General features: G+C 65.5%; 10 protein-coding genes and 1 pseudogene. 6 read left to right on the top strand and 5 right to left on the bottom strand.

Annotated features, from left to right (window positions below; all coding sequences use genetic code 11):
• Window positions 1–143: 143 nt before the first annotated feature.
• Entirely contained in the window at window positions 144–296 is a 153-nt protein-coding gene (locus ACQR0U_RS25170; protein WP_315712657.1) for a hypothetical protein, read from the bottom strand.
• Here ACQR0U_RS25170 and ACQR0U_RS25165 point away from each other — a divergent pair.
• From ACQR0U_RS25165 to ACQR0U_RS25155, 3 genes are all read left to right on the top strand, one after another.
• On the top strand, window positions 246–1316 hold the full coding sequence (locus tag ACQR0U_RS25165) for a glycosyltransferase family 4 protein (RefSeq protein ID WP_315712597.1): 1071 nt from the start codon (window positions 246–248) through the stop codon (window positions 1314–1316). The two genes, ACQR0U_RS25170 and ACQR0U_RS25165, sit on opposite strands and share 51 nt — an antisense overlap.
• Window positions 1317–1469: 153 nt before the next feature.
• Window positions 1470–2999 (top strand): undecaprenyl-phosphate glucose phosphotransferase, encoded by a 1530-nt coding sequence (locus ACQR0U_RS25160; RefSeq protein WP_315755021.1) that lies wholly within the window; start codon window positions 1470–1472, stop codon window positions 2997–2999.
• A gap of 87 nt (window positions 3000–3086) precedes the next feature.
• Complete coding sequence (locus tag ACQR0U_RS25155) at window positions 3087–4361, top strand: O-antigen ligase family protein (RefSeq protein ID WP_434843797.1); 1275 nt, start codon at window positions 3087–3089, stop codon at window positions 4359–4361.
• Here ACQR0U_RS25155 and ACQR0U_RS25150 read toward each other — a convergent pair.
• The 3 genes from ACQR0U_RS25150 to ACQR0U_RS25140 form a co-directional block, all read right to left on the bottom strand.
• A complete protein-coding gene (locus ACQR0U_RS25150) occupies window positions 4358–5536 on the bottom strand; it encodes a saccharopine dehydrogenase family protein (RefSeq protein ID WP_434843798.1) in 1179 nt (392 codons plus the stop codon). The two genes, ACQR0U_RS25155 and ACQR0U_RS25150, sit on opposite strands and share 4 nt — an antisense overlap.
• A 39-nt stretch (window positions 5537–5575) precedes the next feature.
• Window positions 5576–6754 (bottom strand): saccharopine dehydrogenase family protein, encoded by a 1179-nt coding sequence (locus tag ACQR0U_RS25145; RefSeq protein WP_434843799.1) that lies wholly within the window; start codon window positions 6752–6754, stop codon window positions 5576–5578.
• Between the two features lie 131 nt (window positions 6755–6885).
• On the bottom strand, window positions 6886–7671 hold the full coding sequence (locus ACQR0U_RS25140; RefSeq protein WP_315711487.1) for a DUF169 domain-containing protein: 786 nt from the start codon (window positions 7669–7671) through the stop codon (window positions 6886–6888).
• A 184-nt stretch (window positions 7672–7855) separates the two neighbouring features.
• On the opposite strand from ACQR0U_RS25140, the gene ACQR0U_RS25135 reads away from it, so the two are divergent.
• Window positions 7856–9703: a tetratricopeptide repeat protein gene (locus ACQR0U_RS25135; RefSeq protein WP_434843800.1), complete on the top strand. Its 1848-nt coding sequence runs from the start codon at window positions 7856–7858 to the stop codon at window positions 9701–9703.
• Here the strand turns inward: ACQR0U_RS25135 and ACQR0U_RS25130 are convergent.
• Entirely contained in the window at window positions 9700–10488 is a 789-nt protein-coding gene (locus ACQR0U_RS25130; protein WP_315755032.1) for a YdcF family protein, read from the bottom strand. The two genes, ACQR0U_RS25135 and ACQR0U_RS25130, sit on opposite strands and share 4 nt — an antisense overlap.
• Before the next feature lie 130 nt (window positions 10489–10618).
• On the opposite strand from ACQR0U_RS25130, the gene ACQR0U_RS25125 reads away from it, so the two are divergent.
• Both ACQR0U_RS25125 and ACQR0U_RS25120 read left to right on the top strand, forming a co-directional pair.
• Entirely contained in the window at window positions 10619–11560 is a 942-nt protein-coding gene (locus tag ACQR0U_RS25125) for an acetamidase/formamidase family protein (RefSeq protein ID WP_434843801.1), read from the top strand.
• Window positions 11561–11790: 230 nt separating this feature from the next.
• Window positions 11791–11991, top strand: a pseudogene (locus tag ACQR0U_RS25120) (hypothetical protein); the annotation flags it as partial.

The raw sequence follows: 11991 nt of genomic DNA, 5'->3' as shown, positions 1-11991 counted from the left end.
ACCTGCCCGGCAGTGACGACAAGTGAGACTTTGTTAACCATCAAGCCTCTATCGAGGTTGGAGCTATCAATATTCAGCGACGAGAGGCGCCCGTGCTTCCTCTATCCGCCAGTCGTCAGATCAGCTCGCGCAGCGACGCCTGGCTAAACCACGCGCAGGCCGAAGGCGCGGGCGAGTTCGACATGGCACCGTCGCAGAACAAACCTCTCAAAATCCTTCACGCGGTCAGAGCTCCCGTCGGCGGCATCTTTCGGCACATCCTCGACCTTGCCAACGGCCAGGTCGATCGCGGGCATGACGTGGGCATCATTGCGGACAGCCTGACCGGCGGCGAACGCGCCGATGCCGCGCTGGCCCAGATCGCGCCTCGCCTGACACTCGGCGTGCACCGCGTTCCCATTCATCGGGAGCCTTGGCCGAGCGACATTCTGGCACTCAGCCGATTCCATCGCCTCTCCCGCGCGCTCGCCCCCGACGTGCTGCACGGCCACGGCGCCAAAGCCGGCGCGTTCGTACGCCTGCTGCCGCATCGGCCTGGAACGATCCGCATCTACACGCCTCACGGCGGCTCGCTGCACTACCCGCTCGACACGCTCAAAGGCGCGCTGTATGGCCGGCTTGAACGTGCGCTGATGAACCGGACGGATCTCTTCCTGTTCGAGAGCGCCTTCGCCCGCGATACCTATGAGCGCATGATCGGCCATCCCAACGGATTGGTGAATTGCGTCTTCAACGGCGTCACTGCAGGCGAATTCGACCCGGTCACGCCGGCTCAGGACCAGACCGACCTGGCTTATGTCGGCGAGTTCAGGCACATCAAGGGCACGGATCTGCTGATCGACGCTGTCGCGCAGTTGCGCTCCCGTGGCCGGCCGCTGACGCTGACCTTGGGCGGCGACGGCGAGGAGATGTCGAAACTCAAAGCTCAGGTCGAACGCCTCGGTCTTGCGGCCGCAGTGCGTTTCATCGGCCATGTGAAGGCCCGCGACGGATTTTCCAAAGGACGACTGCTCGTCGTTCCATCGCGTGGCGATTCCATGCCCTATGTCGTGATCGAGGCGGGAGCCGCTGGGGTTCCGATGATCGCGGCGAGGGTCGGCGGCATCCCCGAGATCTTCGGGGCGCACGACGACGCGATGTTCATGCCAGGCAACGCGACCGCGCTGGCCGACGCCATTGCAGCCGCACTGGACGATCCGGCTACCGCGCAGCTGCGCGCCAAGGCGCTGCGCGAGCGGATCTTCCAGCATTTCTCGCAGAAGGCGATGGTCGAGGGCGTGCTCGACAGCTACCGCGAGGCGTTTACCAAGACCTGACGTCATTTACCATCGCTAACCGTTTCTTCCGATTTGGCCCTTAATCCCGCCGGTGGAGAATTTCCCCCGGCGCTATCAGCGCTTACATGACCACAAATACTAACAAACATAATCCGGGCTTGTACGACTGTGGAACCGATCAACGCTCGCTCGATGTTGGATGCTGCTGCGGCCACGGCCGCATCGACGGCCGCGGCAGGCAAGCCGGCCGTTGAACGGCGTCGCCGCCTGTCGCCGGCGGCCCTGGCGGTCGCCAATCAGAAGGTTCACCGCGCCTACTCTCCGATCGTCCTCGCCGGCATCGTCCGCATCACCGATTTCGTACTGCTGAGCGTCGTCGGCAGCGCCGTCTATTTCGGCTACGTGGTGCCGCTCAGCGGCTTCCATTGGGAGTATCTCGTTGCCATCGTCGGCCTCGCCGTGAGCACGGTGGTGTGCTTCCAGGCCGCCGACATCTACCAGATCCAGGTCTTCCGCGCCCAGGTGCGGCAGATGACCCGGATGGTCTCGTCCTACTGCTTCGTGTTCCTGCTGTTCATAGGACTGTCCTTCTTCGCCAAGATCGGCAGCGAAGTCTCCCGTCTCTGGCTCGCCGCGTTCTTCTTCGTGGGGCTCGGCGCGCTGATCGCGAGCCGCGTCGTGCTGCGCAACCTGATCCGCAGCTGGGCCAGGCAAGGACGTCTCGATCGACGGACCATCATCGTCGGAGCCGACCAGAGCGGCGAGGACCTGGTGCGTGCGCTGAAGGCGCAGGACGACTCCGAGATCGAGATCCTCGGCGTGTTCGACGACCGCAACGACTCGCGATCGCTCGAGGCCTGCGCCGGTGCGCCGAAGCTCGGCAAGGTCGATGATATCGTCGAGTTTGCCCGCCGCACCCGCGTCGACCTGGTGCTGTTCGCGCTGCCGATCTCGGCGGAGACCCGCATCCTGGACATGCTGAAGAAGCTGTGGGTGCTGCCGGTCGACATCCGCCTTTCGGCCCATACCAACAAGCTGCGTTTCCGCCCGCGTTCCTACTCCTATCTGGGCGCGGTCCCGACGCTCGACGTGTTCGAGGCTCCCATCACCGACTGGGACCTGGTGATGAAGATGCTGTTCGATCGACTGGTCGGCGGCCTCATCCTGCTGCTCGCACTGCCGGTGATGGCGCTGGTTGCGCTTGCGATCAAGCTCGACAGCCCGGGACCGGTGCTGTTCCGGCAGAAGCGGTTCGGCTTCAACAACGAGCGCATCGACGTCTTCAAGTTCCGGTCGCTCTATCACCATCAGGCTGATCCCACGGCGTCCAAGGTCGTCACCAAGAACGATCCACGTGTGACCCGCGTCGGCCGCTTCATCCGCAAGACCAGCCTCGATGAGCTGCCGCAACTGTTCAACGTGGTGTTCAAGGGCAACCTCTCGCTGGTCGGACCGCGGCCCCACGCCGTGCAGGGCAAATTACAGAACCGGATGTTCGACGAGGCCGTCGACGGCTACTTCGCCCGCCACCGCGTCAAGCCGGGGATCACTGGATGGGCCCAGATCAACGGCTGGCGCGGCGAGATCGACAACCAGGAGAAGATCCAGAAGCGAGTCGAGTTCGACCTCTACTACATCGAGAACTGGTCCGTGCTGTTCGACCTCTACATCCTGCTCAAGACGCCGCTGGCGCTGATGACCAAGAGCGAGAACGCCTATTGATTGCGGGGATCCGGAGCGGGCCCACGTCCGCTTCGCGCGTGTGTCTGGCCGATCCCGCCCTGCGTTGCGTATGAGTGTGAGTTCGCGATGGCCGTGACGGCAGCAGCCGAAGAGTTCGCATCCAGGCCGATGGCCCCTCCGGGCGTCGTCGCCCTGCAGCGCACGCTGGTCTGGCTGGTCGGGGTCTCCGGCGCCATCGTGTTCATCGAACCGAGCCCCTATGAGCTCGTCACGCTCGCCTCCGCCGCAGTGTTCTTCGCGACCGGCATGAGGCTGCGCCTCGTCTTCCTGCCGCTCCTCCTGTTGCTGGTCCTGGTCAATCTCGGCTACACGATCAGCGCCATACCGCTGCTCGACGATTCCAAGATCGCGACCTGGATCGCCACCTCCTGGTACATGGCGTTCACGGCGATCTTCATTGCCATGCTCACGTCGGACGACACCGAAGCGCGGCTCGACATGCTCCGGCGCGGCCTCGTGATGGGCGGCGCGATCGCGGCCCTCGCGGGTGTCGCCGGCTATTTCCATCTGGTGCCCGGTGGCTACGATCTCCTCACCTTGTATGGCCGCGCTCGCGGGACGTTCAAGGACCCCAACGTGCTCGGCGCGTTCCTGATCCTGCCGGCGCTGCTCGCGCTGCAGAACGTCGTGACCGCCCGCTTCGCCGCGACATTGCGCGCCAGCTTTGCGCTCGGCGTGATGGCGCTCGCCATCCTGCTCGCCTTCTCGCGCGCGGCCTGGGGCGGCCTCGTCCTCACCGCCGCCTTCATGCTGGCGATGATGGTGCTCACCAGCCAGACGCGGGGCGAGCGCTCCCGCATCATCTTCATGACGTTGGCGGCCGCCGTGGCCGGCATCGTCCTGATCGGCGTTCTGCTCTCGATCGATTCCATCGCCGACATGTTCAAGCAGCGGGCAAGCTTCGACCAGAGCTATGACGAGGGCCGGTTCGGCCGCTTCGGACGCCACATTCTCGGCGCCGACATGGCACTCGACCTGCCGTTCGGGATCGGGCCGCTGCAGTTCCACAACTACTTCCCCGAGGACACCCACAACTCCTATCTGAACGCCTTCATGTCGGGTGGCTGGCTGTCCGGCATCTGCTATCCCGCGCTGGTGTTCACCACTGTCATTCTCGGCTTCCGCTATCTGTTCGTGCGCGTGCCCTGGCAGCGCACCTACATCGCGGTATTCTCGGCGTTCCTCGGCACCGTCGGCGAAAGCTTCATCATCGACACCGACCACTGGCGGCATTTCTTCCTGATGCTCGGCACGATGTGGGGCATGATCGCCGCCACGCGCGCCCATCAGGCCGAGGCGAACCGATCCGCAGGGATCGGCCCGCACATCGCAGCCTACTAATCCTCCACCGTGAACGTCAGGCCGGCGTGGTCGACCAGCCGCTTGATCAAGCTGTCGCCGAGCGCGGCGCCGGGCGTCCAGAAACCGCCCTTCACAACGGCACCATCGCGCTGCAGGCCGATGGCGCATTCGCTGATCATCCTCGCCGTCAGACCGTAGCCGGGATCGCCCTTCCCTTTCACCGACGCGCAAACGCGCCGTCCGTCGGGAGACACTGCGACGTACAACAGGTCGAAGTATCCGTTGTCCCGCATCTCCTTCGAGGGCCCCTCCCCGACCTTGGGCGCATTCGGGCCGGTCTTCTCGGCATTTGCCGCCATGACCAACTTGGCGTTGGCTTGGCCTTCCTCTCCATCGCCCGTCAGCACCATTTCGTCGTAGACAAAGTCCTGCCCGTACGGAAAACCCATCAGCACGTTGGCACGATGGACGTTGCGTGTGTTGACCAGCGCCATTGCAAACGGCGCGGCCCAAGACTGGAGATCCTCCTCATAGATCGGTCGGTTGGCCGGTGGCTGCTTCGGGCCGGTGAATCCCGGCGTCAGCGCGAACGGGTCCTTCATGATCGCCACAAGGCTCAAATCGGCGGTCAATGCCGCCGCTGTTGCCTTGGCGCTCGCCGAAGTGCCGCCCGACAGCGAGCCGCTCATGCCGCGAATGCGCCCCTTCACGCGCGGCTGTGGCGCACCTAGCACCTGTTTTGCCTGCTGCTGCACGAACAGCACGCCGAGCTCGAACGGCACCGAGTCGAAGCCACACGAGAACAGGATTCTTGCGCCGCTGTGCTCCGCCTCATCTCGATGCTTCTCGATCATCTGGCGCATCCACAGCGGCTCGCCACAGAGATCGACATAATCGGTCCCCGCAGCGACGCAGGCGGCGAGCACATCGGCCCCGTAGAGCTGATAGGGTCCGACCGCAGTCAACACCAGTCTAGCCTGATCGACCATCGTGCGAATGGAGCCGGGGTCGCTTGAATCGGCCACGATCAGCGGCAGATCAGGCGGCGCTCCGACCGCATCGCGCACCTTGGCGAGCTTGTCGCGGCTGCGCCCGGCCATGGCCCAGCTCAGCTTGGCTTCGCCGCTATCGCGCGCGGCGAGGTACTCGGCCACGAGTTGGCCGGTGAAACCGGTTGCACCATAAACGACGATGTCGAATTTAGCCGACGTCATGGTTGCTCTCTGGGCCGCGGCGGATGGATTCCACCGCTCTTAGCCCTCCACCGTGAACGTCAGGCCGGCGTGGTCCACCAGCCGCTGGATCAGGCTGTCGCGGAGCGCCGCGCCCGGGGTCCAGAACCCGCCCTCCACGCCGGCGCCGTCGCGCAACAGGCCGACGGCGCATTCACTGATCATCTTCGAGGTCGAACCGTAGCCGGGATCGCGGTTGCCCTTCACGGATGCGCGGACCTGGCGGCCGTCGGGGGCTATCGCGACGAAGAGAAGATTGTAGTAGCCGTTCTCGCGCTCCTCCTTCGAGGGACCCTCGCCCGGCTTCGGCGCGTTGGGGCCGGTTTTCTCGGCATTCGCCGCCATCACCTTCTTGGCGTTGGCCTCGCCCTTCTCGCCCGGGCCGGTCAGCACCATCTCGTCATAGACGAAGTCCTGCCCGTAGGGAAAACCCATTAGCATGTTGGAGCGGTGGACATTGCGGGTGTTGATCAGCGCCATCATGAACGGCGCCGTCCAGGACTGCAGATCTTCCTCATAGACGGGCTTGTTGCCCGACGGCTGCTTCGGACCCTTGAAGCCGGGCGTCAGGGCGAACGAGTCCTTGAGGATCGCGACCAGGCTCAGATCCTTGGCGACCGCATCGAAGGTCGCCTTGGCGCTCGCCGCGGTGCCGCCCGAGAGCGTGCCGCTCATGCCGCGGACGCGGCCCTTCACACGCGACGCTGCGGCGCCGAGCACCTTCTTGGCCTGCTGCTGCACGAAATAGACGCCGAGCTCGAACGGCACGGAATCGAAGCCGCAGGAGAACACGATGCGCGCGCCGCTCTTCTCGGCGGTGGCCTGATGCTTGTCGATCATCTGCCGCATCCACACCGGCTCGCCGCACAAATCGACGTAGTCGGTGCCGGTCTCGGCGCAGGCCGCGACGAGCTCGTTGCCATAGAGCTGATAGGGACCGACGGTGGTCAGCACCAGCTTCGTCTGCGCCACCATGGCCTTTAGGGATGCAGGATCGGCGGCATCGGCCGCGATCAGCGGCGTATCGGCGGGCGCGCCGATCGCATCGCGCACGGACGCGAGCTTGTCGAGGCTGCGACCAGCCATCGCCCAGCGCAGCGAGCTGTCGCCGCGATATTGCGTGGCCAAATATTCAGCGACGAGCTGCCCGGTGAAACCGGTCGCGCCATAGACGATGATATCGAACTTGGATGACGTCATTCTTGTTCCCTAGCGATCAGCTGCGATTTTAGTGCCCCGTCATTGCGAGGAGCGCAGCGACGAAGCAATCCAGAGTCCCGTCCTCAGCCCTGGATTGCTTCGCTGCGCTCGCAATGACGGAGTTTGCGGGTCTACTTTTTTCCATAAGACACATTCATTCCGGCGCGGACGTCGTTCTGGATGCCGTAGGGGGCGATCGGGTAGCGCAGGCCGTTCCTGGCAAGCTGTTTCATGCCGGCGATCGCCTTGGCGAGATCGGATGGCTTCAGCGCCATCAGCATCTCTTCGTCCGGCACGCCGCCATAGCGGCGCTCGGCGAAGCATGGCAGCGACAGGCTCGGCTCGCCGGTTTTCAGCGCGCGTCCCCAGGAGTCGGCGCAGGCGGTCTCGCCGACGACGCCCCATTCGAACTTCTTGTAGCCGACATATTGCAGGCCGTTGATCAGGATGATCATCTGTCCCGGCGTCGCATAGACTAGGCAGATGTCCGGCGGATCCAGCCGGCCGCTCGACAGCGGGCTGACGGCCATGGCCTGGTAGCGGCCGAACGGCACGACATCCAGCGCCTCCTGTCGCTTGCGCGCGTCCTCCGCCGTGCCGTGCCAGACGCCGACATAGTTCGCGCCCTCGAGCCAGGTGTCGTCCTGCGGGCCGAGCCCGATCACCGCGCGGCACTGCGCGCCGACCAGATCATCTCCGGTGATGCCGACTGTCCAGCCGAGCCGCGAGGCCATGCTGACGATCTGGTCGGTGGTGTGCACCGCGTTGGGCCGGCGGATCTTCTCCACCGCTTCCATGTCCTCGACGCGGGCGAACATCTTGATGCCGATCACGGTCGTCTTCAGCCGCAGCAGGCCGTTGAGATCGGCCACCATGGCCGCCAGATCCAGCCTGTCCGTCCCGTTCGGCTGTTGCATGTGGCGCTCCCTCCCTACCGCACCGCTGCCGGTCCAATGCGTGGTTCGACTTCGGAGCGCTTGTTAGACCCTCGCACCGCGTGATGCCAGTATTTCCGCCCTCGGGCTCGCCCGCCATACCATGATCCTTCTCGATATTACGGGAATCACTTATGAATTTTCGATCCTCGGACAGGATCAGTCGATGACCCGCAGCGACCGGAAGGAAGGCGCCAAGAGCGCAACGGCCGGCCCCGGCGGAACGCCCGTGCTGTCGCCCGCCGCGCTCTACGAGGCGGGACTGCATCACCTCGGCGGAGGGCGTCTGCTCGATGCCCAGATGTGCTGCGAGCAGGCGCTGGCGGCCGACCCGGCCCACGCCGACAGCCTTGCGCTGATGGGCATCATCGCGCTGCAGACCGGCCAGCACGACCATGCCGTTGCGTGGTTCTCGCGCGCGATCCGACAGACGCCGAAGATCGACTATCTCACCAGCCTCGGCTTCACTCTGAAGCAGATGGGCCGGCTCGACGACGCCCTCGCCGTCTTCGACAAGGCGATCCAGCTCAAGCCCGACGAGGCCGAGTTGTGGAAGCATATGGGCGGCGTGCTGCTGGCGCTCGACCGTGGCGCCGAGGCGCTGCTGAGCTATCAGCACGCGCTGACGATCGATCCTTCGCACCGCGAGGCCGCGTTCCAGAGCGGCCTGCTGCTGCATCAGCAGCAGCGTTATGAGGAAGCTGCCCAGGCCTTCACGATCTGCCTGACGCAGCAGCCGAATGACCTGCAGTCGCTGCAGATGCGCGCCCGGTGCCTCCGCGAGCTCAAACACTACGACGCGTATCTGGCCGATTGTGAACGCGCGCATGCGCTGGCGCCAACCGAGGCGATGGCCAGCAACAATCTCGGCGATGCGTTCGTCTGCCTCGGCCGCAACGCGGAGGCGCTGCCGTGGTTCGACGAGGCGCTGAGCCTGCGCCCGAACTTCGTCGAGGTGCTGCTCAACAAGGGTTTTGCGCTGATGCAGCTCCTGCGTTTCGAGGATGCTGCTGCCGTCTACCGGCAGATTCTCGCGCTCGTCCCCGATCATCCCAAGGCGGCGTGGCAGCTCGCGCATATCGAGCTGCAGTGCGGCGACTTCGTCTCCGGCTGGGCCCGGCGCGAGGCGCGCTGGGCCATGCCGGATTTCTCGATCGACTATCCGCGCTTTGTCGAACCGAAATGGCTGGGCAAAGAGGACATTTCCGGCAGGACCCTCCTGATCGAGGAGGACGAGGGTTTCGGCGACACCATCCAGTTCGCCCGCTACGTGCCGATGGTCGCCGCGCGCGGCGCCAAGGTGATCTTGGTGGTGCGCGAGGCGCTGCGGCCGCTGATGGCCGGCATCGACGGTGTGACGCAATGCCTCGCCTACGCGCCGGACCTGCAGCGGCCGGTCTTCGATATGCACTGCCCGGTGATGAGCCTGCCGCTGGCCTTCGGCACCACGCTCGATACCATTCCACCGCCAAGCTATCTCCCGCCACTGCCGGCCGAGCGCATCGCGGCCTGGGAGCGGCGGCTCGGAGCGCATGACCGGCTGCGGGTCGGCCTCGTCTGGTCCGGCAATCCGCATCAGGGCAACGATCGCAACCGTTCGATGCCGCTGTCGACCTTGCTGCCGCTGCTCGATCTCGACGCGGATTTCGTCAGCCTGCAAAAGGAGCTGCGGCCCTCGGACAGAGCGCTGCTGGCGCAGCAGGGCGGCATCCGCGACCTCACCGGCGAGCTGACCGACTTCGTCGAGACGGCGGCCTTGATTTCCTGTCTCGATGTCGTCGTCACGGTCTGCACCAGCGTCGCGCATCTCGCCGCCACGCTCGGACGGCCGACTTGGATCATGCTGCCATACTTGGCCGACTGGCGCTGGCTCAGGGATCGCGACGACAGCCCGTGGTATCCGAGCGCGCGGCTGTTCCGGCAGGATTCGAGCTGCCGCTACGAGCCGGTCGTCGCGCGCGTGCGCGGCGAGCTGGCGGCGAAAGCGGCGGGCTTCAGCAAGACGATTGCCTAGGCCGGTCCCGGAAACAGATCGTCGATGCGGCCGCGCAGGCGGTAGGCCACGAGCCCGACCCATTCGCGCACGGCGATGTCGGCGCGCCGCAGGCCGAGCAGCGAGATGCCGTCGAAGTCGAGCACGCGGCCGACGCGCCAGTCCACCGGATAGGGCTCGACCGGAAAGCCGGCCTTGCGGAACAGCCCGACCGAACGCGGCATGTGATAGGCCGAGGTCACCAGCAGCCAGCGCTCGCCCGGCTTCGGAGAGATCATCGCCTTGGAGAAGATCGCATTCTCGTAGGTGTTGCGCGACTGCCGCTCCAGCAGCAGCCGCTCCTTCGGCACGCCGAGGCTGAGCAGGATCTCGGCGCCGACATCGGCCTCCTTGGCCTCTGTCGCGATCAGGTTGGCGCTGCCGCCGGTGAACAGGATGCGCGCATTCGGATAGCGCCGCGCCAGCGCGGCGGCCTGGATCACCCGGTCGGCGCCCGCCACCGTCACCGGCATGCCGTACATGACCGACAGGTCGGAATCGACGGGACCACCGAGCACGATGATGCCGTCGGGCGCGCCATTAGCCGGGTCCCATTTCGGAAACCGGCTCTCCAGCGGATAGAGCATCAGGCTGCCGAGCGGCGTCAGGCCGACGATCGCCAGCAGCAGCATGGCCGAGACGACCAGCCTGCGCCCCAGCACGGCAAACCGGGTCAGCATCAGGATGGCGCCTGCGAGGCCCAGCGCGATCATGAAATTGGTCGGCAGTGCCAGCAGGCCGAGCGTCTTCGACAGCACAAAGAACATTGCGAACTCCGGCGCGGAGTGAGGTGCCACGGCCGCCCTCATACACGACAGCGGCCATGCGTCGCCATCTCTCTGCGGCGGCCAGCGGATGCGCTATGCTCGGTCCCGAACCGGTACGAATGAGAGGACCATGGCCCATCACCATCTGCACGCGAGCCCCGAGACCTGCCATTGGGGCTTCTTCGAATCCCGGCTGAAGCCGGTGCTCACGATCGACAGCGGTGACGAGGTCACGATCGATTCGATCAGCGGCGGGCCCGACGTGGTGCCCGACACCAGCAAATTCCACGTGCCGCCGGAATTGTTCGACGTCCACGCCCGCAGCGAGCGCATGGTGCCCGGCCACATCCTGACCGGCCCGATCGCGGTCAAGGGCGCGGAGGTCGGCGACGTGCTCGAGGTCGAGATCCTCGACGTCCAGCTGCGGCAGGACTGGGGCTACAATTTCATCCGGCCGCTGGCGGGCACCCTGCCCGACGATTTCCACGAGAGCCGGCTGATGAACATCCCGCTCGACAAGGACCGGATGGTCGGCAAGCTGCCGTGGGGCCTGGAGCTGCCGCTGGCGCCGTTCTTCGGCGTGATGGGCGTGGCGCCGCCGCCGGCCTGGGGCCGCATCACCTCGCTGATCCCGCGTGCGATGGGCGGCAATCTCGACAACAAGGAGCTCGGCGCCGGCGCCAAGCTGTATCTGCCGGTGTTCGTGCCGGGCGCGCTGTTCTCCTGCGGCGACGGCCACGGCGTGCAGGGCGACGGCGAGGTCTGCGTCACCGCGATCGAGACCGCGCTGCAGGGGCGTTTCCGTCTCACTGTGCGCAAGGATCTCAACTTCGACTATCCGCGCGCCGAGACGGCCACCCACTACATGACGATGGCGATGGACCCTGACCTCGACCAGTGCGCGGTGAAGGCGCTGCGCGACATGATCGTGCTGCTCGGCGAGAAGCGCAATTTGTCGCGCGAGGACGCCTACACGCTGTGCAGCCTCGCCGCCGACCTGCGGGTGACCCAGACCGTCAACGGCTCCAAGGGCATTCATTGTTTGATCGCGAAGGCGGTGGTGCACGGGTGAGAAGACAGGGCTGAGCGTCGGGCCAAACACACTGCTGTCGTCCCTGCGAACGCAGGGACCCATAACCACCGAACCAAGTCGTGACGCGAGGTGGTTGGACTTGCGCAAGCCAACTGCTCCCTGGGGTTATGGGTCCCCGCCTTCGCGGGGACGACGCCATTGATGCCGCGCGAGGGAGCGCATCGAACGACGCGTGACGTCGCGCTGCCGCGGCAGATCCTGCCCGGGTCATGCTGCAGATCTCACCCTCTGAAATGTCGGAGGGCGCAGGGAAGGCCAGGCGCCGGCTGGCGCCTGCGGCCCGCCTGCGAGAAAAAATGCAGGCGGCAGGTACCACAGGTGCAGCCGAGAACGCCGGCGGGCTCAAGCGGTGGTCGCAACACCAAGTGTTTTCATTCGTGACAGCAGCTCGTCAAGCGCTTCTGCTGGAG

The organism is Bradyrhizobium sp. HKCCYLRH3097 (genome assembly GCF_051167875.1).
Lineage (GTDB): Bacteria > Pseudomonadota > Alphaproteobacteria > Rhizobiales > Xanthobacteraceae > Bradyrhizobium.
This window is presented reverse-complemented; position numbering and strand designations above follow the sequence as displayed.